Origin of the sequence: Paenibacillus sp. 22594 (assembly GCF_052044425.1) — a bacterium.
Lineage (GTDB): Bacteria > Bacillota > Bacilli > Paenibacillales > Paenibacillaceae > Paenibacillus_AQ.
Genome location: NZ_JBQENA010000003.1, coordinates 581,887 through 606,262, shown reverse-complemented (window position 1 = coordinate 606,262; position 24,376 = coordinate 581,887). Strand labels below are relative to the sequence as shown.

Here is a 24,376-nt window from a genome sequence, read left to right as displayed (position 1 = left end):
ATCGTACATAGGAGGAAGTACCGTTGCAGCCTATTCTTATTTTTGCTCAAGAGCTCAGTTAACCGTCAATTGTCCTTGTGCAAGGATGCTGTCTTTGACAACCGAGGTTTTCGGGCCCTTAATGTTCACCAGGAAGCTTGGCGCAAACGTCGATTTCTGATCGGCATATAAGCCTCTGTTCGTCATGTAGCTGGTGATGACCACATTATTTCCTTCCGCCTGCGGGATCGCGAAGTGGGAGTAAGTCCAGGTAAGGTCATTTGGATTAAGGTCCATGTGCAGCACAAGTCCACTGCCGTTTAGTGGTTTGTAAGGACCGGTTAATGAATCCGCTACATAGCCAAGCATGTATACATCATTGCCGCCGATTCCATCAATGGTCATTTTGGAGCCCCGGGAATCTGTGAACAAATACCATTTTCCATCCATTTCAAAAACATTCGCCCGTTCGATTTCATCGGTTACGGTATTGGAGGCAATGAGCGGCTTCATTACGGTTTTCAGCGTGTAGTCATCATTCAATTCAATGATACCCAGGGAGCCGTTCGCTAGAGTTGCGAGAGATTTCTTGGGGCTGAACAACAGCTTGTTTTTCTCAGCCTCGAAGAAGACGTTGCTTCCTCCATAGTAAGATCTATTGTACAGCGATGCTTCCCCTTGGTAGCCCGTTTCCGTCCCGGTATTGGATTCGAACACAAGGTATTTATGACCGTTGTCTTCAACATAGTGGGGGTCCCTTAAGGTATGGTTATCCGCATAATCGCCTCCACCGAAGGCTTGATCCACATTTTGATAGAATTTGCCGTCTCCGTCAAAGATTGATTTGAAGTCCTCCACGCCATCTATCTTCAGCGTCTCCCTATCCGGCTTCGATACATTCACCTGAGCGGTCGTTAAGGTCTGCTTGCCAAAAAATCCGTGTGCCGGATCCCAGCCTTGGCGGTTGGTATAGAACAGGCGGACTTGACCATCCTTCGTCAAGGTCGCGGAACCGGACCATTCTTCGGCTTGTTTGTTCAGAATCGGGTCATTTGGAACATTTTTATCGCTGTCCCTGAATACTCTGCCGGCATTTTTCCAGCTATCAATCGAGGTGTCGCCTACTTTTTGATAGAACATGTAAATGAAAGTGTCCCAGCCTCTTTTCGGATCTCCCGCCAAAGCAAAAGTGATATGGTAGCCATTATACTCCGCGGCTGTTCCGTCCGCATTTTGGAGCGGCCAGCTGTCCCAGACATCAAGATCGATGGCGTTACCCCACGGGTCCACACCCTTTGCAGAAGAAATATTTTTGATTGTGGAAGCATTGAACGCAGGAACCTGGAACTGTTCACTCTGTTGTTGTTCCGGTATTTTCAGCATGTCAGAGCGGGTAATGTGGGAGAAGCCGTAGCTTTCTTTGAAGTCTTTGCTGTCATTCCCATTTGCAAAAGCTGAAGCCCCGCCACCTGCTAGTAAAGCTGTTGTAAAGGTTACTGCTGCTGCTTGTCTGGCCATCTTTCTGATATTCATATTCTCTGTCTCCTTTTCTGTTTCGGATATGTCGTCTTAAACAGAAAAAAGACCTAAAAATACCATTGGGGGACACTTAAAAAAGTATCCATTCCCAAATGGATTTTTAGGTCTTGCCTGCTTAACAGTAACAATCCCGACAATATTTTGCTGTCGCGTTAATTCTAATGTTTAATAACAGATACTGGCTATAGCCTAAAACTCCTGTTTTTCTTAGGACTAAAAAGGTTTTTTCGTTATTTTATTGCATCATCAAGGGTCTAAAGACCCGTAATATCGGGTTGGTATATATTACCATCCTTCGATCGGGTGTTGAGCCGGTTGATTTCCATGGCGATAAATACCAGCTGACTGTCGATGAGCACATAGTCATAATCTTCTTCCACCTGATGCCCAACCTCTTTGGCTTGGGTGTATTCCCGGGCATAGCGCTCCTTGGCAATTCGTATAATTTCCGGGTTCAACTCGCTCAGCAGCTTGCCGGTTTCATCGGATCGCAGGATATTTTCAAGCTGGGTCACCAGGCGCTCATAGTTGGCAGAACCGCGTTCCAGCAGAATGCCGGTGGCCTGTTCCAATCCTTCAGCAATATCCCGAATCATCGCTGCCATTTCGGCAGCCGTCCCGCGGGCACCGGCATTTTTCCAGGCAGTATGGATATGCATGGCGATGTATCCTACCTCATCTTCAGGGATATCGACCTGCAATGCTTCGCGGATGAGGCTCTTGGCGTGCAGCCCAATCTGGAACTCTCTCGGATATAAAATGCGGATTTCATCCAGCAGCGTGTTCTGGATCATCGTTCCTTTACGGATCCGCTCCAAGGCAAAGGAGAGGTGATCGGTGAGCGCAATATGCACGTGCTCATTAAACGTCACTTCCAGTTCGTGCTCCGCGTACGAAATAATTTGCTCAGATGCCGCAATCTCCTCTTCGGGCAATGATCCCAGCATTTCCTGCAAATGGCCGTATTGCTCCGGGTCGTCCATAATGAACATTTTCTCGATCAGAGAGGGATCAATAATATCATTTTTCCTTTTTTGAAAAGCAATCCCGGAGCCCATGACAATCTTTTCCTCTCCGAGGTCGTTCACCACAACCGCGTTGTTGTTCAGAATTTTTTTGATTTTCATGTTGTTCTCCTATGCTTTTTTGTTCCTTATGCCAGATGGTTCGTCAACACCAAGGATCCAAGTCACCATAAAGGCGGTTATGGCTGCCAGCAGAAAACCGATCAAATAATGGATAAGATTCATCTGTCCGAGCTGGACAATAAAGGCGATCATCGGAATGCCGGTCAAACCGAACGAATCAGCTGCCACCTGATGAAAAGCTACATATGCTCCGCCTGCGGCTCCTCCTGCCGCAGCGCCCAAGAAAGGGCGGCCAAGCTTCAGATTGACGCCGAAGGTAACCGGTTCGGTGATACCGAAAAAGGCGGTGATCGAGGCGGGCAGCGCTATTTTTCGTAAAGCCTTGTCCCGGGTTCTGGTATACACGGCCAGTCCGGCCGCACCCTGTGCGATATTGGCCATAGACCAGATGGGGAGCAGGAAATTGACGCTGATGTCCGGATTGGTAATCAGTCCGATCTCAACGGCCTGAATTCCGTGATGCAGCCCGCTAACGACGATAGTGCTGTAGATTCCGCCAAGCAACAGCCCGAATATCGTACCGCCTTGTCTGAACACAAGTTCCAGCATGCTGCTAAGAGAGCCGCTAAGCTGAGAAGTGAGCGGTCCAATGACCAGGATGGCAAGGGTGCCTCCAGTGGCAAGACTTAGGAAGGGGATCAGCATCACTGAAGTCGACGACGGAAGAATCCGGCGCAGCGCCTTCTCGATTAGGGTCATCAGCAATACCGCAAGAATAGTGGGAATCACCGCGCCTTGATACCCGAACTGTGGTGCGAGTAATAGATCCGCAGAGCTTATGTGTGAACCTCCGAATCCGGTAACCCGCAGCAGATCGGGTTGGGTCATGACAATGCCGATTGCCGCGCCGAGCGGCGGGGTGCCTCCGAACCGTTTGGCGGTGTGGTAGCCGAACATTACAGCCATCAGCTGAAATGCCGACCTTGTCAACAAGGACAAGGTCCGGAACCAGATACTATCCTGCGGCGCCCAGCCGAAAACCTCCATCATACTGAACAAACCGAGCAGCAGGCCAACCCCGACAAAGAGCGGAATCATGGGTACAACAATATCGGAGAAAAAGCTGACTGCATCGACCGCCTGTCTCAATATCCCCTGTTTTACAAGGCCTTTGTCCTTGGACGTGCTTTCCTGGTTTGGCGGTTCCAACGAGACCGGCGGGGATTCCGCTTCCTGCTGTGTAACAGTCGAAGTATCTTGAAGGATACGGAGAACCTGCCGGTGTACCTTAAAGACGTTAGCCGATCCGAGTATAATTTGCAGCTGTTCGGTCCGGAAGAATACACCCTGAACCTCCGGCAAGCCAGACAGCCCGGCTTCATCTACCCGGGAGCTGTCCCGCAGTCTAAGGCGAAGCCGGGTTGTGCAGTGAATAGCTTCTGATATATTGCCGGCGCCACCTGCCAGCTGAATCAGACGGACAGCCAATGCTTTCGCTGACCCGCGGACCTCCTTTTCAGTCTGTTCATTTTGTTCCGGGCGGATATATTCCCGCGGCATTGCAGCTCCTCCCAACCATGGTGCCAGAGCGGCTAACATTTCGCCGCGGCACTTATTCAATCTGCAGGCATACCGCCAAACATATAAAAAAGACCTTTAGAGAATCAAACATCGTCCCTTAGTTCAGGAACGGGCTGAATGACTCTTCTCAGGTCTTTGCCTGCCTCAAAAAGTAACAACTCCGTAATATCTGGCTATTACCCTATTGTGACAATGATCGTTTCCAAAATCAATGGTCAGGAATTACCACCTTATCGCCCAATAAAGCAGGTATTTAGTCTTATTTGGGGTGATCTCTTCCTGACAGGATCATAGAGTGCAATGTCCCTCAGGGGTAGAAATATATCAGATAAAAGAGCTTGGCAGTAAAACTATGGCTCAGTCTGCTAGTGAGCAATTGTTCAGCAATAATACCGATTACCTTTTAGTTTTTCAAGATGTGGACAATGGTGAATTTTTGCCTAATGTAGTAATAATGGGTGAGTACACGTTGCTGCTGGTCATGGTCTGGCCCTTTAACGGCTGGAGATTGTCCTTCCACTGGATCCGCAGGGAGCGGGAAGCGAATAGATCGGCCCCGTCTGATACATGGAAATGCAGATGCGGTTCACTGGAGTTACCGGAGTTGCCAAGCTTGCCGATTACATCGCCTGCTCGGACCTGATCGCCTGTTTTGACAGTGACAGATCCTTGTTTCAGATGCGCAAGGAAGCTGTATTCGCCGCCATGGTCAATGACTACCACATTACCAGCGGGCGCTTCTTCATTCATGACGCCAACTGGCGAATTATCGGGCACATCATTTGCGAACGAGACCACTATTCCGTCAGCGGGTGCGGTAACATTCTTTCCAAATGCATAGTAGCTTTCATTAATGAGCGGGTCGCCTTGATAAGAATATCCGTTTACCTCCTGCACGAAATCATAGGCATAACGCTGGCTCTCCACCTCATAATGGTAATTGTCCAGCACGTTAATTCCACCCCAGAATACAAACCCATCTTCCTGTAAGGGCGAGATTATTACCGTTTGGGTGAATGCGTTATCTGTTTCGGGATAGGCACTCAGGCCGGTGATGCTCAGTCCTAAGATGGTACCCGATTCATCGAAAACGGCCAGGATCCCCTTATCTCCCGCATCGCTCGTCCATACTCGCTGCTCCATCCCGTTAAGCTGCATCACTGTAGAAGAATCAAAACGGCCCACGCCCTGAATGAAGTCTTTCCCCATCTCCGTGAACTCGGCTTCGCTGACCTCTTGCTTGAACTCAGGACTGAAGCGCTTATAGATCTCACTATATTCTCCGTTAAAAAAAGCCTCCGCCAAACGCTCATTCATTGTATACGCTCCTATTCATATGGATAATAAGGAAAACAATTACATATGTAATATAACACCGAATTTACTTCAATGCAGGAATACTCCCTTGGATCGTGGAATATTAACCGGGAGTAAAGGATCGAAATACAGGCGTATTCTGGATACGTCTTAACCGCAGGAGGAGAACAACAATGAAGTCTATCACTGTTCAAGGTCTTACGGAGAAGTTCCACTTGGAAGTGCTGGCGGGCTCCAGCCGGATGGACCGTGAAATCACCCGTCCACGGACGCATAGACCGGGGCTGGAGTTTGTCGGCTATTTTGATTTTTTTCCCATGGAGCGGGTGCAGGTGCTCGGCCGTAAGGAAATTAACTACTTATTGACACTAAGCGTAGAAGAACGCATGCTCCATATTGGGAATATCGTCAAATATCATCCACCGTGTTTTATCGTGACCTCAGGGCAGCAGGAGATCCCCTACCTGACTCTATTCTGCGACCAGGAGGGGATTCCGCTGCTGCGGACAGGAGATATAACAACGGAGTTCATTGCCAAGCTAGACAGCTATCTGTTGAAGACACTGGCGCCGGAGCTGTCGATCCACGGAGTATGTGTGAATGTGTCAGGCATCGGTGTTCTGCTGAGGGGTAAGTCCGGGATTGGCAAAAGCGAGACCGCACACACGCTTATCGGCAGAGGCCACCGGTTCGTGGCAGACGACATTGTGGTGCTCAAGAAGCTGGGTCCGTCCACGCTTCTCGGGACACATAATGAGACCACACGTGAATTCCTTGCACTGCGCAGTATTGGCCTGATCAACGTTGTGCGGCAATACGGACGCAAAGCCTTTCAGGACGAGACGCGCATTGTGCTCGATATTGAGCTATCCCCATGGCGGGAGAATTCACTGAACAACGACCTGGAGCTGGTGCCCCAGTTCACGGATTATCTCGGTGTCCAGATTCCGCATATCGAAGTCCAGCTTCAGCCGGGGCGCGATGTAGCGGGGTTAATCGAAGCGGCAGCCAACAACTGGTACCTGAAGCAGCTTGGCTACAGCGCTGCTGAAGAGTTCATGCAGCGGATTGAGAATGGAATGGAGTCTTAGGAAAGTCTGAGGAGTAAGCTTAGAGACCCAGGATGAACGATAGAACAGCCGTTTCCCGTCATAACCGGGGAACGGCTTTTTGCCGTGTGCGCCCGGGGATGGTACCTGATGCAAAAGTGTGCCAACGTACAAAATGCTTGCTTAAGCATACAAAATGTTTTCTTTTCATACGTTACCTAATATTTTAACGATTGATATATTTATATGTAAGTGCTTACGTGCAACAGGAGTACTCATTGGCATCGAAAGACGGGCATAGAAAGGTGATCAGAACATGAGAAATAGAGTAAAGGGTATATCTGTAGTATTAGCCGTATTGTTGATGTTCAGTTCATTTTCATTCCAGCTGGGGACGGCGAAGGCTGCAGCTTCGAGTGGTCCGCAGATTGTGAACGGCGGTTTTGAGACGGATTTCTGGGCCGATCATTCATGGAGTGTGGAAACGGCAGACTGGAATCAGGTAGAGATTAGCCGTTTTGCATATGCCACTGATAAATGGCTCACACCGGATCAAGGGACTTATGCATTTAAATATTGGATTAAAGATGCGGCGACTGGAAATCAGGCCATCACGGTGAAGCAGACCCTGAATTCTCTTCCGGCAGGGAGCTATGAATTGTCGGTCAAGTCCATGGGCGGCGCTGGAGCAGCAGCGGGTAAGGTTGAGCTGTTTGCGGGAGACGGCAAATCATCCGTTACTGCCACCACCGGTTACAATGCCTGGGGAACGGTCAGTCTGAAATTTGTATTGGCGCAGAATACCCCGAGCCTTGTCATCGGGGCGAATATCAGCGGTGCTCCGGCAGCGTGGGGATATTTGGACAGCTTTGAGCTGAAGCAGACAGGCGTAGAAGCTGCTCCACCGGTAGCGGCAGATATTTTTGTGAAGAAGGTTGAAGGGCTCTCACCTGACTTTATTAAGGGTGTGGATATTTCCAGCATCATCGCCTTGGAGAATAGCGGAGTCAAGTTTTATAATGAGGGCGGCGCAGTGCAGGATATTTTTACAACGGTACATGAAGCCGGGGTGAACTATGTCCGGGTACGGTTATGGAATGACCCTTTTGATACAGCGGGCAGGGGTTATGGAGGCGGCAATAATGATCTGGCCACCGCAATTGAAATCGGCAAAAGAGCCACCGCCAATGGAATGAAGCTGCTGGTGGACTTCCATTATTCCGATTTTTGGGCCGATCCGGGCAAGCAGCACACGCCCAAGGCGTGGGCAAATCTAAGTTTTGAAGATAAGAAGACCGCGCTGTATACCTATACCAAAGAAAGTCTGCAAGCCCTGCTTGATGAAGGTATTAATGTCGGCATGGTACAGGTAGGCAATGAAACCAACGGACAGTTCGTCGGGGAATCCGATTGGACGAAGATGAGCGCATTGTTTAGCGAGGGAAGCAGAGCGATTCGGGAAGTCAACTCTAATATCCTGATCGCACTGCATTTTACGAATCCGGAGTCATCGGGCAGATATGTTTCCTATGCACAGAAGCTGAAGGATAACCAAGTAGACTATGATGTGTTCGCGAGTTCCTATTATCCGTTCTGGCATGGCACATTAAGCAATTTGACATCTGTTTTGAAGCAGGTAACCGATACTTTTGGCAAAAAGGTAATGGTAGCCGAAACCTCTTACGCGTATACCGCTGAAGATGGGGATGGACACGGAAATACAGCGCCGCAAAGCTCTGGCCAAACCTTGGATTATCCCATCAGCGTTCAAGGCCAGGCCAATTCAGTCAGAAATGTGATTGAGGCGGTTGCAAATGTTGGTGAAGCGGGAATTGGCGTGTTTTATTGGGAGCCGGCATGGCTTCCGGTAGGTCCGAAAGAAAACCTGGAGCAGAATAAACTCCTGTGGGAAAAATACGGTTCAGGTTGGGCCGCGAGCTATGCGAAGGAATATGACCCTAAAGATGCAGGGGTGTGGTATGGCGGAAGTGCGGTCGACAACCAGGCATTGTTTGACTTTGGTGGTCATCCGCTTCCTTCGCTGAATGTATTCAAATATGTAGATACTGGGGCGGTTGCTCCACTAGCCATTGATGAAATCGGGGCTGTCTCGGTGACTGCGATGGCCGGGGAGCCGGTTGAATTACCGACGGTTGTAAGTGTTACTTACAACGATGGAAGTACCGGAAAGATACCGGTGGTATGGGATCAAGCCGCACTTGATCAGGCGACCAGCCAAGGGACGGGCAGCTATGTCATTAGCGGAACCGTAGAAGGCGGTCATGCGGTGAAGGCTTTTCTTGTCATTAAAAAAGAGAACTTCATCGTTAACGCAGGTTTTGAGAACAGCGACAGAAGCATGTGGAAGCTCACGTACGGAGAGGGAAGTGCACCTCATACGGATTACCAGAACAAGGTTTCTGATGCCAAGACAGGTAATTATTCGCTTCATTTTTACTCCGCAAACAAAGTCAACTTTAGTGTAGTGCAGACCGTTTACGGGCTGAAGCCGGGATACTACAATCTCTCCATGTTCATTCAGGGGGGAGATGCTGTTCATCCCGAGATGAACCTCTTCGCCGTAACGGGTGGACAAGAAGTGAAAGTGGACACCGGGGTTAACGGGTGGGGGCAATGGAATAACCCTGAAATCGGGAATATCCTCGTTACCGATGGGAAGCTGACAATCGGAGCCAATATTAAGGCCGATGGCGGCGCATGGGGAACATTGGATGATTTCTACTTAAGCTTTGCCAAAGATATGGAGCAGGAACCTGATCCAGGAACGGGAACCCCGGGAAACCCTGGGGGAGAAGTACCTCAACCGGGGAATCCTGGTGGAGAGGTGCCACAGCCAGGGAATCCTGGAGGAGAAGTACCTCAGCCAGGGAAACCTGGAGGGGAGCAGCCTCAACCGGAGACTCCGGTTACTCCGCAGCCTCAGCCAGAGACGCCAGTTACCCCGCAGCCATCTGCCGGAGGAACACAACCTGTGACCGAGACGATCACAGTTAACGTGGATGGCGGGAATGCAGGAGGGCAGCCGGTATCCAATGTGGTCATTAACCGGACGACCCAACCGGATGGAACACAAAAAGACAAGGCTGATTATACAACGGCCAAGGCACTTGAAGCCGTAGGTAAAGTTACTGCAGCGGGGCTTGATACAGTCCGGTTAGTCCTTCCGGATAAGGAAGACAAGGTCTCTGAGCTGGATCTTGGATTGTCCCAGGATACCTTGAAGACACTTGCTTCCGGCAAGGTCAATCTGGAAATGTTCACGAATAATGCAAGATTGATCCTGCCACAGCAGACTCTAACTCTGCTAAACGGAGATTATCGGTTCAAGTTCATCCCTGTGAAGAATACGGCTGCAGTTAATTCTGTAGAGGAACGGGCGAAGAAGGAAGCTGTCGTCCAAGCGGCTGCAGGTACCGGAAGTGTAGAAGTTATAGGGCGTCCAGTGACCATTGAGACCCGTCTGAAGGATCAGCCGGTCGACTTGATTCTCCCGCTTCCAAGCCACGCGGTTCCAACCAGTGCGGCTGAGCGGGCGGCATTCTTAGCGAAGCTGGTGATCTACATTGAACACAGCGACGGCGAGAAAGTGCTGGTACAGCCAGAAGTGGTGCAGTATTCAACCGAGCAGCTTGGACTGAAGTTCCGCGTGACCAAATTCAGCACATTTACTGTTCTGAGCATGGATAACTGGGCAGCAGCCCAGCAGAAACCGTCCATGCATCAACCCTATATGAAGGGGTATCCGGATGGCGCCTTCAGACCAGGTCAAGCGATGACCCGAGCTGAAATGGCAGCGGTTCTGTCCCGGATTGGAGCAGGTCAGAATACAAAGGCCCAGACTATAAGCTATAAGGATATGAGTGATTTTGGGTGGGCGGCAAACGATATTGGTACAGTAACATCGACAGGATTAATGACAGGATACAAGGACGGAACCTTCGGACCCAATGTGTTCATCACCCGGGCTGAAATGGCAGCCATTGTGGTGCGCTGGATGAATCTGAGCGGAGAGCCCACATCTTCATTCACGGATACTCAGGGTCACTGGTCAGAACACAATATTGCCCTGGTTCAGCAGGCAGGGTATATGAAAGGGATGCCGGACGGAAGCTTCGGACCGGATAAGCTGCTCAGCCGGGTAGAAGCGGTGACGTTAATCAATAGAGTACTTAAGAGAGGACCTTTATACGGTTCCCTGACTCCGGCGTGGTCGGATGTGCTCCCTGGCTATTGGGCCTTTCATGACATTGAGGAAGCCTCCGTCAGTCATAGCTTCACCCTTCGGGAAGCTGGTGGGGAAGAGATCAAGGGAGAGTAAGAGGGAAAACAAGGGCAAGAGCAAGTAAGGGAATTCTTTCGAACCTTCAACAATTCCATTACGGATGAGCCTGAATTTAATGGCGGCACCGGGATAACTTCCCCGGTGCCGCCATTTTTTTGTTATTTTGAAAATTATGACGGCCTTCTGTTATGGACAAGATGTGTATAGCTGCCGGAAGTGGAATTAGTCCACTTAAATAGACGAAAAAGCGTTCTGCGGAGGCAATAGTGGGAAAGAGTAGACTTAATTTAAGCGAATTTACCCGAAAGGGAGGGAAACGGCCGGATTAGATCTACTTTTTCCAACATGAGCTTGCGGAGAAGTGGGTGAAGAAGATTTAAGTTCACTTTTTCCAACATGCTTGCCGCCGAGCCTAATGAGGCCATCCAGTCAATTTAAACCAGAAATCCACAACGGCTAAGCTGTCCAGCGAAGGACGGTGTAGCCGTTGTGTACCATGGGAATAGTCGGGGCAGCCTTCCCGTGGGCTATCCAGACAGCTGGTGCAGATTCTGGGATTTCGTTCTTTTAATACGCAGGAGTCGGAGTGTTGATCTTGTCGACGACCATCAGGCCGTCGAACTGCTCCTTCGGAACAAACTTCATCGACATCGGAGCAATGACCTCGCTTGTCATCCCGTCTTCAGCGGCATAGATTGGCTTAAACATCCAGCTGTTGGCGGCCTTTGCCTTGGTGTGGCCGGACAGGTCGACAAAAGTATTGGCGTAGCCAGACTTCATAATGGTTTGCTCCAGGCTGCCCTTTGGCATAGGGTTGATTGAAAATGGCTTCATAGTTGTAATTGAAATGGTCTTGCCTCTGTTCATAAAGAAACCGACTACGTACATTTTATCCTTGAGCTTTTGGTGCAGGAGTTCTCCCATGCTCTTGAAGCTGCCCACCCATTTGCCGCCCTCCAGTACCCGGATGTCCGAGGTGTTTTTGGCAAGGTGGTCATTATGTGCCCACAAAATGATTTTTTTACCCGGATATCGGACTTTCATCAACCATTCTACATGCTCGGCCATAGCCCGGTCGCGTGCCTCGTAGGATTCCTGCACATTTGTAATCAAGCCACTTTGCAAAAATTGCACACGATCCTCCAGCGATTTCAGGACAACATCAACGATAAAAGGATTTTTTGGATAGGCCGCCGCAAACTGCTCCCGCCGGTCTTTGATGAACTGGATATACTTTTCATATTCCGGTACATTGCGCTGGTTGACTTGTTCCATCCCTTGCTTATACTCTTTACGCTCAGGATGCAAACCATATTCATTCGCTACGTCATAGAATTCGGTGATCGCTTGCAGATCAAAATGTTCAAAGGCCTTCCCGTACTCCTTGTCTTGAGTGGAGATGAAGTCTCTCACGCCGTAGGTCAGCAGAGGGTTAGTGAACTGGTTATCAAAACCGGCCAATTCCAGTGGCTTGTCTGTCTTACGCGACTTCTTAATATAGTTGAACAGCTCAAGCGTCTCTTTGGAATGCCAGACCGGCAGGACGGAATACATCATCATCTGGGTGGCAGTCAACTGATCGGCCTGTTTGTTGATAAATTCGGCATCCCCCAGGCCAGATTCAAAGGCAATGACATCAAATCCAAGCTCTTCGTGCAAATATTTAATCATTTTCGTCTTCATACTTGCATATTCGGCTACCCGGTGAAAGTTCTCACCCAGACTGACTACCGTTTTACCTGCAAGCAGCGGTTTTAGAAAAGCCAGATCGCTGTAATCCTCTCCGCGGAGTGACTTGATCTCATGCGCATAGGCCAGCGGCTTCGAAGCAGACTGTGGTACAGCCCCCGCTACAACGCTCTGGCCGGGCAACAGCACCAGCAGTGCAGACAATAGAGTGATTACCCTCCGGTTCCATTTTAATTTCATAGACATTGGTGTTCCTCCTCAAATGGGTTATGTATACCTTTTGCCCTCATTATAGGAGACGTTTATAAAGATTTGATAAAGGTAGATTAATAGGTATTGTGCTAGATACCGTTCTATAAAGCGGCATATGATATTATGAAGGAAAAATGTTCAGTCTGAGCCGATAAACTAACCAGCTCCTAACTTTTGTTTTGCTATAGTGGGCACATAGAGGTTGCAACCCTATAACCAAACCTAAAAAAATAGGAGGATTTCACAATGATTCTAACCAAAAAAGCTAAAACGATCGGGGCTTCAGCAGTGGCGGTAATGATTCTGGCATCGGTGTCAACGGCAGCATTTGCATCAAGCAATGAGAAAAGCGATGTTGTAAAAAAAGCAGCAATCAGACCGCAGGTGGAGAAAATCCAAGTCTACGACATGCAAAAAAACACGTTGGTTGATTTCGATCCGAATGAAACCCCGGGGTCTGCAGATAGTGTTCCATCAACCGCTGCAGTCCCACCAATCAAATAGTCTGATGCAGCAGCTATGGTTGTAGCTGCTGCTATTTTTTCTTACAAGGGATGTGTATCACAATGAAGCTGCTGCTGGTTGAGGATGAAGAAGAGCTGGCCTCCATTATAGCCAAAGGGTTGAGGAAAAGCGGCTATGCCATAGATCATGCCTATGATGGCGAAGAAGCGCTGTATCTCTATGAGGTAAATGAATATGATCTCATTATTTTAGATGTGAATCTGCCCAAGTTTGATGGACTTGAGGTCTTGAACAGAATAAGAAACCAGGACAGCTTCGTTAAGGTGCTTATTTTATCTGCCCGAAGTGATGTGGACGACCGGGTGACTGGGCTGGATTCAGGGGCGAATGATTATCTGGTCAAACCCTTTGATTTTAAGGAGCTGGAGGCGCGGATACGCATGCTGTTAAGAAGATCCTTTATACAGACGGCAACCGTGTTGGCATGTGGGGATCTTACACTACATACGGTTTCTAAAACGGTATATTACCATGAGTCATTGCTGCCATTAACCAAGAAAGAATATGCTGTTCTGGAGTATCTATTCCATAATAAAAACACCGTTGTCAGCTCAGAGCAGATTATAGAGCATGTCTGGGACAGCGAAGTGGACTTGTTCTCCAACTCTTTGAAATATCATATTCATTCCATCAAAAAGAAAATGTATGATTCAGGATATGATGTCGAATATATCAAAAATATTAGAGGGCAAGGATATATTTTGATGGAGGATGATCATGGGACTGCTGAATAAGGTTTCGATTCGAATGAGAGTGACCCTGCTTACAGGTGGAATTCTATTGGCAGCATCCATGCTCTTAACATGGTCTAGCATATATAATGCGCAAGATAAATTTATGGATCTAAATAAAGCAGCTGAGGAACCGCGGGTACCAACAGGAGGCACTAGTATCGGCAGCGCGCAGTCTGAAGCAGATGATGTCTTGGAGGAAGGTGTCGCCTCTGTTCCGGCAATTGCTGCAGTTCAAGCCAAACAGAGTTTTGACAGTTGGAGTTATATCTATTTAGTAGTTATCTCTGGGGCAGGCATGATCGTTACCTATATCGTGGCAGGCAAAGCATTGAAGCCTTTGCAGGACTTAAATTATTCAATTGTTAATATTACAGAGCATAACCTTAAAGAACGAGTCCCTGCTTCTGCCTCAAATGATGAAATTGGAAGTTTGGCCAATTCTTTTAATGCGATGTTGGAAAGACTGAACGAATCCTTTCTGCGGCAGAAACGTTTTAGTGCCAATGTATCACACGAGCTTAAGACCCCCTTGTCTATTATGAATGCAGGAATACAGGTTCTGCGTCTGGATGAGACCCCTACGGCTGAGGACTATAAGGAAACCGTGGAAATGGCAGAACGCAATATAAAGCGGCTAATGAGTATTGTGGATGATTTGCTAGTGCTCACCAATGACAGCAACGTAGAATATATGGATGAGATTAACTTGAACCAGTTGTTTTTACAGGTAGAAGCGGAACTGCTGCCCCTTTATAATGACAAAAATATTCATGTTACGCATGAATTTGAGCTGGATACCATTCTGGGGCATGCGCCGATAGTGTACAGAGCGTTTTATAATTTGCTTGAGAATGCGGCTAAATATAATATCATGAATGGAACCATTGAGATCAGGACCTGGACAGAAGATCGTATGGGCAAAATCAGTATTTCGGATTCGGGAATGGGGATTCCCTCAGAGGAGCTGGATAGAATATTTGAGCCCTTTTACAGAGTGGATTCATCCAGGTCACGCAAGATCGGTGGAGCAGGTTTAGGGCTGTCCATCGTGAAAGCAATCATTGAGAAGCATGGTTGGAGCATAGAAGGGGAAAGTACGGTAAATGTGGGAACGTGTTTTGTGATTTCAGTGATTTGCTGATAACAAAAGAGGGCATCCCGCGCGAAGGATGTCCTCTTTGTTTCTGTTTATTGTATAGTTATGCACTTGAGTTTCCCGCCGCCGGTTTGTTCATCTACAACACTAGCCCTTAACCGCTGACCCAACGGTAAGCGCATTTTCGACTTGCTCGCTGAACAGCATGTAGATCAGGACGGTAGGCAAGCTGGCAATGGTCATGGCCGCTCCCATCGCACCCCAGTCGGTTGTGAATTGACCTTGGAAGAATAGCAGACCCAGCGGCAGCGTCTTCAGGCTTTCTTTGGTAATCAGGATGACGGCCATCGTGAATTCGTTCCAGGAGTTCAGGAAGATAAAGATGACCATAGTGGCGAGCGCCGGCTTGATAATTGGCAGCATGATGCTGAAGAATGTCCGGTAGATCGAAGCTCCGTCAATACATGCCGACTCCTCCAGCTCGTTAGGAATGCTGCGGAAGAAGCCATAGAATACAATAGAGGTAAAGGACAGATTAAAGGCGATATACGGCACAATCAGCGCGCCATACGTATTGGCAAGATGAAAGTCTCTGACCAGAATAGCCAGCGGAATCATAATGACCTGAATGGGGATGAACATGCCTATCATAATATAGGTGTGGGCGATGCCGCGCAGCCGCCATTGCAACCTTGCCGCCGCATAGGAGAACATGACGGACAGAACGATTGCTCCAATAACGGTTGCCCCCGCAACAATTACACTATTCATGAAGTATACCGGCACATTGTATTTGGACCAGGCATTCGAATAATTTTCAAATCTTAGATGAGTCGGGAACCCAAAGGGATTGGTTACGAAGATCTCGTCATTATTTTTTAGCGAGTAAAAAATCATCCAGATCAACGGATACACCGACAAGATTGCATACAGCCACATAAAGCCTGTGACGGGCAGGTTGTTTTGGCGCACCTTCTTAATAAGCCAGGCCATATTTGGACACTTCCTTTAATAAGTGATTCGTTCTCTGGCAACCAGACGGTTGATGATTAGTGTTGCAAGCAGGCATTCAATGACCAGCATAGCCGCCGCCGCACTCCCATAACCGAACTCTCCCACACGGAAAGCGGAACGATACATCAAATAGGTAAGTGTATAGGTTGAAGTTCCTGGTCCACCACCGGTCATAATATACATATTTGCAAAAGCATTTAGTCCTCCCGTAACTGCGAAGACCAGACAGAACTTATACGTTTCAGCCATCATGGGAATCATGATTTTGCGGATCGCCTGCAGTTTGGTTGCACCGTCAATACGGGCCGCTTCCATATATTGCTCGGGTACCGATCTTACTCCCGCAAGGATCAGAGCAAAGTGATAGCCCATATACTGCCAGGCATTGACGAAGGCCACGGCGATGATCGCCGATTTGCTGCTCGACAGCCAGTCTTGCTGATAGTGAATGCCCAGAATCTCGAACAGCTTGTTCATGAGACCATATTGCCCGTTATAAATGGACAGCCATAATTGGCAGACCACTGTAATCGACAGCACAACGGGGATGAAATAGCTGATTCTCAGCAGACGGCGGCCCTTAACGACTCCATCGGCGATGACAAAAGCCAGAATAGAGGCAATACCGATCTGTGTCACGGTAATGATGGTTGCAAAGATCAGCCCATTATAGAGGGAGGTATAGAACACACTGTCGTCAAACAAATTCTTATAGTTGTCAAACCAAATGAAGGTTCCGGCTGTTAGACCATCCCATTCATATAAACTGCGAAAGAAAGTCTGCATGATCGGGTAGAACACCATAATTGTATACAAAAGGAGCGCAGGCAGCGTGAATATGGCAATCGCTGTCTTGTTCCCTAAAAATTTCTTCATCTCTTCACATCCCTTGCTGGTAGCTGCACAATCCATAGCTTTGAAGAAAAGGATAGGACCCGCCCGTACCCAAGGTCTAGGCGGGTCCTATTCGGTGTTGCATTTATTTACCGTTTGGTATTGCTTTGGTTACATCTTTAATGAATTCATCTACGCTGTAACCGCCGGTCATCAAGACTTGTGTGGCATCTTCAATGGCAGCTTTGAATTTAGCATCAGAGAGGCCCCAGTCGAAGGCAGTGGTGCTGGTGATCTTGGAAATATCCTCGGACAGCTGCTTCATCATTGGAGGGTATTCTTTCACAATAGGCTTATCCACTTTGGTGGCTACCAGCGGATTGCCGCGCTCGGTGTATTTGAATTCGGCATATTTCAAGGAGATGAAGGCCGCTACTTTGGCTGCCAGCTCAGGATCCTTAGTATCCGGATTTACTGCATATCCGCCTGGATTTCCTCCACCGACAAAAGCATATTTGTTCTTCTCATAGGAGGCTGCGTCTGCGGCCGGGAAGTACATCCAGCCCACTTTGTCGCCAAGCTTCTCCGTGGAAGTTGCGATTTCCCATTGTCCGTTCAGGAACATGGCGGCTTTACCTTCATAGAACAGGGAGGCTGCCTGGTCGAAATTCAGGTTGGTTGCGCCCTTAGGCAGCAGGCCGGCCTGGATCAGTTTATATAATTCATCTGTGGCTTGCTTGTACGCCGGATCGCTTGGAGAAGCCTCGCCGCTTTGAAGCTTCAGGATACCCTGCGGCTCTGTGCGTGTTGCGAACACATCATAGAGTGCAACGGTTGGCCATTTCTCTTTGGCGAACAGGGACAATGGAGTAATTCCCGCTTTGTTAAAGGTTTGAACAGCTGTCATCAGCTCGTCATAGGTGGTAGGAACTTTAACATTATTTTTCTCGAACAGCTCCTTGTTGTAGTAGAGGAGCATGAATTCGTTGCCGGCATATGGATAAGCATAGATATGACCGTCTTCACTGATTAGCGTATTCATCGTACTTGGGTACATTTTGCTTTTGAAATCATATAGATCGGCGAATTTGTCCAGCTCCAGAATATTGCCGGATTTCTTGAAGGTATTAATAATGTCTGTGCCCGCCTGGTAGATATCCGGCAGGTTCCCGGTTGCGGCGTAGGTTTTGAGCTTCTGCCCGTCATCCTGAGCCTGTACCTCCAGCTCCAGCTCGACATTTGGCATCTCTTTCTTCAGTTCCGCGACAGCATAGTCATAAGGGAGCTTCGTGTCATCATCGGAATATTGGGCATAAATACGCAGCTTGACTGCTTTTTCCGGTGCTGCCGTTGTTGCCGCTGCTGCTTCCGTCACTGCAGGTGATCCGGCGTTTGCTTCTTTTGCTGCTGTATCTGTGTTGTTGCCTGCTGATCCGCATGCGCTTACAAACACTAGGCTTAAGCCCGCTAGAGCTGTGGCTACTTTCTTCATTCGGGTGACCCCCTTCAATGTTGTTTTCTGACTTAAGTATAGTAAGAGCGGGCCATGGTGATAAGGCAAAAACTGCGTGCTTCTGGTAAAATCCGCGCAGAAAGAATCCTCAACTCCGGTTCTTCTCATACTCGCTGGGGGAGTAGCCGTAGAATTTCTTGAAGCTTTTGCTAAAATATCCTGCGTCGCTGTAACCGACACTCTCGGCGATGTCCGATAAGCGCAGACCGCCTTGCCCCAGCTGTTCTTTCGCTTTTTTCATCCGGTATTGTGTAATGTAATCGCTCAGTGTCATGCCGAACTCCTTCTTGAATACAGCCCGCAGATAGCTGGCATTAATGAATACATGCTGGGCGACCTGCTCCAGTTGAAGCTCAGGATCGGGATAACATTGCTCTATATAGGCTTTGGCCGACTGTGCAATTTTCGCGGCCCTTGTATTTTTATATTGGCCCGTGTACCGGATGGCCTTATGAAACAATTCCTTGATCCATTCAAAGGTCATTTCCAGCGACTCAAACTTGCGGATTTCGTTGTAGGGGAAGAAGTTTTCTCCGAAGCACTCTTCAACCGGATGGCCTGATTCTGTGATATAGGCGAGATTCACAGCAATCAGACCAATGCAAATGACATACACATGTTCAATCGACAGCCGTCTTTCGAGAATGGAGTCAAATACACCGTCCAAGATGTGCTGCACCCCTTCCGAATTCCGCATCCGAAGCTGGATAAGCAGCTTCTCGTTAACCTCTACGGGGTAAAATGCCTGTTTTCCAATCTCAGCGGCAACCGATTCATAAGTGATCACACGGTCATGGCCGAGGACAAACTTATTCTGCAAGGCGATAAGCGCTTCCTGGTAGGAATCGTGGATATCCTTGAATCCTTGTTTACTGCGGCCGATACCGATCGTAATCGTGAAATTCAGGTATTTCTTGATTAATTCGCCGAGCCTTCTGTATCCGTCCAAAAAAGACGCCATAGGGTTGTGATGGTCCACATGCTCAATCAGTCCGATAATCCGCCCTTCCGGTCCATTGAAGATATGATGTTTCCAGCTGTCATCCAGGGTTTCGTTGAGGATGTTCGTAACGGCGTATTTCATGAGCAGCCGTTCGCTTATTTTCTCCCATTTGCGGTCAATATGGTCAATTTCGATGCATGCGACAACAAAAACCGGGCTCTGAATGTGGATGTTGTACTGCCCAAGGCGTGTCATAATTTCTTCATGGGTCAGCATGCAGTCGCCGCTAATGAGCTGATTAAGGAAGCTTTCCTTGACGAGCTGCTGGTTCTCCTTATACGTTAAATTCTCCTTTTGAACCTTCTGGTGCTCCTGCTGCAGCTTGAGCAGGGTCAGCATCAGCTCGTCCTTGGAAAAGGGCTTCAGAATATAATCCTCTACCCCCAGCTTGAGTGCTGTCCGCGCATACTCAAATTCATTATGTCCCGTAATCAGCACGATGCTCATTTCGGGGTATTGCGCCTTCAGCTTCCGCGTAAGCTCCAAACCGTCCATGAAAGGCATGGTGATATCAATCAGCGCGATATCTACCGGATTTGCCGTACAAAGCTCCAGCGCCTCCACTCCATTCCTCGCTTCCACTGAAATCTCAAAACCCAGCGTGTCCCAATCCAGCACTCCGCGCAGATATTCACGGAAAATACTCTCGTCGTCTACAATCATTACTGTCTGCATGTATATTATTCTCCTGACCGGCCCGGATAAGGGAGATTCACAGCGATCTCTGTTCCTTGTCCAAGCTTGCTTGTAATCTGCAATCCGTATTCAGAGCCAAAATACAGCCTGATTCGTTCGTGAACACTACTTATTCCATAGCCGACGGGCTTTTCCTGACCCTTCATGGCGGTTTCCAGTGCGTACAGCCGTTCTTCGGACATCCCTACCCCGTCATCTGTGATCTTCAAGATCACCTTGCTTTCTTCTCTGTATCCGCTGATTATGAGTTCACCGAAGGAGCCCTTGGTCTTAAGCCCGTGATAAATCGCATTTTCTACAAGCGGCTGCAGGGTAAGCTTAGGAATAATGCAGGGGAGAATATCCGGTTCGATCTCAATCAGGAAATTGAATACATCCGAATACCGGATCTGTTGAATAGACAAATAATCCCGGACGCTGTTCAGTTCTTCCTGTAACGTGATCTGGTCCCGTCCATTACTTAAGACCACCCTATAGAAGTCGGCCAGCGCCTTCGTGGTCCGCTGTACGTCACGTGGTCTTCCCATGTCCGACAGCGTATAAATGACATCCAGCGTATTATATAAAAAATGAGGTTTGATCTGCGCCTGAATCAATGCAAGCTCATATTCTCTCTTTTCCCGCTGCTCCTTGCCGATGTTGCTCAGCAGCTCTTCGACCCGGTTCATCATCATATTAAACCCGGAGGCGAGGATTCCGATTTCGTCCCTGGACTTGACCTCCAGGTAGGGGTCCAGATGGCCTTCATTCACATGCTTCATATGACGGGAGAGGTTGATAATAGGCTTGGCAATAAGATTGGATAACATGCCTGCGCCAAGAATCGCAAAGAACAGGCAGATGAAACCTATGAGGATGATCAACTGGGTAATGGTTTTGGTGTCCTCGTTCAAACGATTATAGGGGACCATGGAGATCAGCTGCCAGCCCAGTTTAGTAATATCTGCACGGATCAGAAGCATCCTTCCTGAGGGAGAGGGCTGCAGCAGATTTTGTTCGGCGGACCCCATCACCCAGTCTCTTAGAGCACCTCCGGGCAGCGGGTGTAATACCTGGCTTGGCTCCAGTGCAGAGACCACCAGTCCGCTGGGGTCAACAATCATGAAGGATTCATCCTGGATCGAGCCGATATTGCGGTAGATGGCTGACAAGGCATCCTCCCGTACATTCAGAATGACGTAGCCCAGCGTCTCTCCGGTATTGATGTTGACGATTCGTTTGCCAAGGGAGAGCACCGGCTGTTCCGGGCTTGAGACCAGATAGCTGCGGCGCTCCATAGGAAACCAGATATTAGAGCCGCGGGAATGCTCCAGTGTGCTCAGCATATCGCTTCCCTGGAGCTTCTCGGCGTTCCTCTCCATCTCCAGATTTGAGCCATAGACCACACCGCTTCGGCTGATATAAGCTGCTGAATCCACGTCCGGGAAGATCAGCAGCGCGTAGCTTAGCTGATTGGTGATTTGAGTGTAGAGCTGCAGATCTGATACCTGCCCGCCGTCTTCCGAATATTTCTCGACGATCACTTTATTCAAGTTTAAGGTTAATATATTGGCAGCGCTTTCCGTATTGGTCAGCATGCTGTTCATGAGTGTAGTAATCAAAGTTGAATTGTCGGAGACACTGTTCACTGTTTTCTTGACAATAGCATCGGTATAGACCCGGTACGAGACAAAGCCTAGAATAAACAAGGGTAAGATAATCAGCGGAATGTAGACATACATAATCTTTTTGCGTATCAATAGCCTGTCGAACCATTTACCCGGATATAAGCGTCCCCTGAATTGCATATTGCTCCTCCATTTCAGCCTGTTGACCTTGTGTTCTCGTACAACTGACAACGCGAATGTTAACACGTTTCATTGATATTTTGCAAAAGCAAAAATTGTAACCGTGGGGCTGGGAAATGAAAAAAAATAAGAAAGCTCCTGTGGTGAAGGAGGCTTCCTTATTGCTTCAGGATTGCTTTAGGGTTTGAACCGGTATCCTGCTCCCCATACCGTCTGAATATACTTCGGATTGCCCGGGTCCTCCTCGATCTTGTCACGGAGCCTATTGATATGCACCGCCACCGTAGCATTATCACCTACAGCGTCATAACCCCAAATTCGCTCGTACAAAGAATCTTTGCTGAACACGATGTCCGCATTGACTACAAGAAAATATAAAAGATCAAATTCCTTTTTCTTCAAATCCAGCTCCCGGCCTTTAAGATAAGCTCTATGCGACTGGGTATTGATTACGAATGGACCCATTTCGATACTGCTGCTCTGAGCCATTGTTACATTTCCGCCTTTGAGGCGTTCATATTGCGCCAGGTTGGATTTGACCCGGGCCACCAGCTCACTTGGGGAAAAAGGCTTGATGATATAATCATCGGCTCCGAGTCCCAGACCGCGGATTTTATCAATGTCCTCCTGCTTGGCTGTAACCATCAGGATCGGGATATCGAGCTTGCCTCTAAGCTTGCGGCACACGGAAAAACCATCTTCGCCAGGCAGCATCAAATCGAGCAGAATGAGTTGAAATTGTCCCGAAAGCGCCTTTTCTACCCCGGTTATCCCGTCTCCCGCGATCTCAACCGCAAACTGGTTAATCTCCAAATAATCACGCTCTATCGAAGCGATGGCGCTGTCGTCTTCAATAATTAATATTTTCTTCATGCTATAGCCCCTTTGCTTAGAACTGGCAGCTTGATAACCATACATAAACCGTCTGCCGAAGAGGGTTCAGCGTGAATACTTCCGCCCATCCGGTCCACTGCCTTTGCCGTTATCGCAAGTCCTAATCCGCTGCCCTTATTGGGATTATTGCGGGAAGGATCGCTGCGGTAGAACACGTCAAACAATTTCTCCAGGGCTTCCACCGGCACACCGGGTCCATCATCGGCTAGATAGATAAAAACTTCGTTACCCTTGACTTCAGTACGTATATTTACATGGACATGTTCTTTATTTTTGTACTTCAAGCTATTCTCCAGAATATTAGAAAAGACGCTGTTAAACTGAACCGGATCGGCAAAGATGAGCACATTTTCGGCTAAAGCCGTAATATTCACTTCCAGCCCATTTTCTCTATATTCCTCTGCTGTGGCTTTAACCAAGGATAATATCTCCTGATTAATTTCCAGCGGTTCAGGATCGTAGGGGTAATCGCCCAAGTCCATTTTGGAAAATAAAAAGATTTTGGCCACCATCCGGTCAATATCCTCAGCTTTGGTTTTAATCATGCGGATATAGTTTTGCTGGGATTCCGGTGTCTGGGCCACACCATCCAATAAGCCTTCTGAATAGGCCCGGACAGAGGTTAATGGAGAGCGGAGATCATGCGATATTCCGGCAAGAAGCTCTTTTCGGTTCTCATCCTGTTTCTGTATAAGCTGAAGGGATTCTTTGAGGCGTACGGCCATATCATTAAAATCCTCGCAGACAGAGGCAAATTCATCCTTGTTCTCATAACGGATTCTAACATCCAAATTGCCGTCCCTGAGCTGATGAACGCCATCAACCAAAGTATCCAAGGGCAGCTTAATTCGTTTGAACACAAACCGGGTAAGAAAACGGTTGGTTAAGATAATCGCGATGATGATGCCGAGGAAAAATAAAATAACGAAAATAATGATCTCAGGCGGGAAATCCTCATAATAGTAATCAGAGATGATGTTGAAAATGATCACTGTATACGTTTTGCCGTTAACGTTCATCTTCTCTGCGTATACTTCTTCGTTATTGAGAGAGGCGGAGCCTTCTCCTTTCAATGCCCAAATTGCCCCGGTGAGCTCCTCGGTATACCGAATGTTAAGAGTACCGAAGCTAAACCTATTCTTTTCGGAAGAGTAAATATTCAGACTCAGCTCATTTTTTTGCAATACCTGTTCCAGCGCAGTTTTGGCTTTTGCCCGTTCTTGCTGGTTTCCGTTCTCAAGGAATTGCTTAGCTTTCTGAATCAGATCATCGCGCGAGTCATAGAACTGATCATCTTTTTGAACCCCATCTTGCGAGGCTTGAAAAATAATTTTGCCACCGACAAAGATGATAAGCAGGGAAATGAGCACAGGGATTACAATCATCAGGATATTTGAAATGAACAAGCGCCGCTTAATGGTCATACTGCGTTCCCAGCCCCTTCTTGTAGCCGTTTCTACTTGTTCAATCATATCATAGTACC

The 24,376-nt window shown here is 48.1% G+C and carries 17 protein-coding genes; 5 read left to right on the top strand and 12 right to left on the bottom strand.

The window, feature by feature from the left end; genetic code table 11:
• Positions 1-54: 54 nt before the first annotated feature.
• The 4 genes from ACTJKB_RS13415 to ACTJKB_RS13400 all read right to left on the bottom strand — a co-directional run bounded on the left by ACTJKB_RS13415 (position 55) and on the right by ACTJKB_RS13400 (position 5,504).
• Positions 55-1,512 (bottom strand): glycoside hydrolase family 68 protein, encoded by a 1,458-nt coding sequence (locus ACTJKB_RS13415; protein WP_440834567.1) that lies wholly within the window; start codon positions 1,510-1,512, stop codon positions 55-57.
• Positions 1,513-1,772: 260 nt separating this feature from the next.
• On the bottom strand, positions 1,773-2,645 hold the full coding sequence (locus tag ACTJKB_RS13410; RefSeq protein ID WP_440834566.1) for a PRD domain-containing protein: 873 nt from the start codon (positions 2,643-2,645) through the stop codon (positions 1,773-1,775).
• 9 nt (positions 2,646-2,654) lie between these two features.
• Positions 2,655-4,166: a PTS transporter subunit EIIC gene (locus tag ACTJKB_RS13405; RefSeq protein ID WP_440834565.1), complete on the bottom strand. Its 1,512-nt coding sequence runs from the start codon at positions 4,164-4,166 to the stop codon at positions 2,655-2,657.
• Between the two features lie 432 nt (positions 4,167-4,598).
• Positions 4,599-5,504 (bottom strand): peptidoglycan DD-metalloendopeptidase family protein, encoded by a 906-nt coding sequence (locus ACTJKB_RS13400; protein ID WP_440834563.1) that lies wholly within the window; start codon positions 5,502-5,504, stop codon positions 4,599-4,601.
• Between the two features lie 173 nt (positions 5,505-5,677).
• Between ACTJKB_RS13400 and hprK the strand changes: the two genes are divergently transcribed.
• Positions 5,678-6,595 (top strand): HPr(Ser) kinase/phosphatase, encoded by a 918-nt coding sequence (gene hprK / locus ACTJKB_RS13395; protein WP_440834562.1) that lies wholly within the window; start codon positions 5,678-5,680, stop codon positions 6,593-6,595.
• A 274-nt stretch (positions 6,596-6,869) separates the two neighbouring features.
• Positions 6,870-10,892, top strand: a complete 4,023-nt coding sequence (locus tag ACTJKB_RS13390) for a glycosyl hydrolase 53 family protein (RefSeq protein WP_440834560.1) — start codon at positions 6,870-6,872, stop codon at positions 10,890-10,892.
• Positions 10,893-11,423: 531 nt separating this feature from the next.
• Here ACTJKB_RS13390 and ACTJKB_RS13385 read toward each other — a convergent pair.
• Positions 11,424-12,791 (bottom strand): erythromycin esterase family protein, encoded by a 1,368-nt coding sequence (locus ACTJKB_RS13385; protein ID WP_440834559.1) that lies wholly within the window; start codon positions 12,789-12,791, stop codon positions 11,424-11,426.
• A gap of 252 nt (positions 12,792-13,043) precedes the next feature.
• Here ACTJKB_RS13385 and ACTJKB_RS13380 point away from each other — a divergent pair, with 252 nt between their 5' ends.
• From ACTJKB_RS13380 to ACTJKB_RS13370, 3 genes are all read left to right on the top strand, one after another.
• Positions 13,044-13,301: a hypothetical protein gene (locus tag ACTJKB_RS13380; protein WP_440834557.1), complete on the top strand. Its 258-nt coding sequence runs from the start codon at positions 13,044-13,046 to the stop codon at positions 13,299-13,301.
• Between the two features lie 62 nt (positions 13,302-13,363).
• Positions 13,364-14,056 carry a response regulator transcription factor gene (locus tag ACTJKB_RS13375; protein ID WP_440834555.1) on the top strand — a complete coding sequence of 231 codons (693 nt, stop codon included), beginning with the start codon at positions 13,364-13,366 and terminating at the stop codon, positions 14,054-14,056.
• Positions 14,040-15,197 (top strand): sensor histidine kinase, encoded by a 1,158-nt coding sequence (locus tag ACTJKB_RS13370; protein WP_440834554.1) that lies wholly within the window; start codon positions 14,040-14,042, stop codon positions 15,195-15,197. The genes ACTJKB_RS13375 and ACTJKB_RS13370 overlap by 17 nt, the downstream gene beginning before the upstream one ends.
• Before the next feature lie 102 nt (positions 15,198-15,299).
• Here the strand turns inward: ACTJKB_RS13370 and ACTJKB_RS13365 are convergent, their stop codons facing one another.
• From ACTJKB_RS13365 to ACTJKB_RS13335, 7 genes are all read right to left on the bottom strand, one after another.
• On the bottom strand, positions 15,300-16,145 hold the full coding sequence (locus ACTJKB_RS13365; protein ID WP_083607032.1) for a carbohydrate ABC transporter permease: 846 nt from the start codon (positions 16,143-16,145) through the stop codon (positions 15,300-15,302).
• Positions 16,146-16,160: 15 nt separating this feature from the next.
• Complete coding sequence (locus ACTJKB_RS13360; RefSeq protein WP_440834551.1) at positions 16,161-17,042, bottom strand: carbohydrate ABC transporter permease; 882 nt, start codon at positions 17,040-17,042, stop codon at positions 16,161-16,163.
• A gap of 103 nt (positions 17,043-17,145) precedes the next feature.
• The gene (locus ACTJKB_RS13355; protein ID WP_440834550.1) at positions 17,146-18,492 is read right to left on the bottom strand and encodes an ABC transporter substrate-binding protein; all 1,347 of its coding nucleotides are present in this window, start codon (positions 18,490-18,492) and stop codon (positions 17,146-17,148) included.
• Positions 18,493-18,601: 109 nt separating this feature from the next.
• Positions 18,602-20,191 carry a response regulator gene (locus ACTJKB_RS13350; protein WP_440834548.1) on the bottom strand — a complete coding sequence of 530 codons (1,590 nt, stop codon included), beginning with the start codon at positions 20,189-20,191 and terminating at the stop codon, positions 18,602-18,604.
• 5 nt (positions 20,192-20,196) lie between these two features.
• Entirely contained in the window at positions 20,197-21,999 is a 1,803-nt protein-coding gene (locus tag ACTJKB_RS13345; protein WP_440834547.1) for a sensor histidine kinase, read from the bottom strand.
• Between the two features lie 177 nt (positions 22,000-22,176).
• The gene (locus ACTJKB_RS13340) at positions 22,177-22,872 is read right to left on the bottom strand and encodes a response regulator transcription factor (RefSeq protein ID WP_440834546.1); all 696 of its coding nucleotides are present in this window, start codon (positions 22,870-22,872) and stop codon (positions 22,177-22,179) included.
• The gene (locus tag ACTJKB_RS13335) at positions 22,869-24,365 is read right to left on the bottom strand and encodes an ATP-binding protein (RefSeq protein ID WP_440834545.1); all 1,497 of its coding nucleotides are present in this window, start codon (positions 24,363-24,365) and stop codon (positions 22,869-22,871) included. The genes ACTJKB_RS13340 and ACTJKB_RS13335 overlap by 4 nt, the downstream gene beginning before the upstream one ends.
• Positions 24,366-24,376 lie beyond the last annotated feature (11 nt).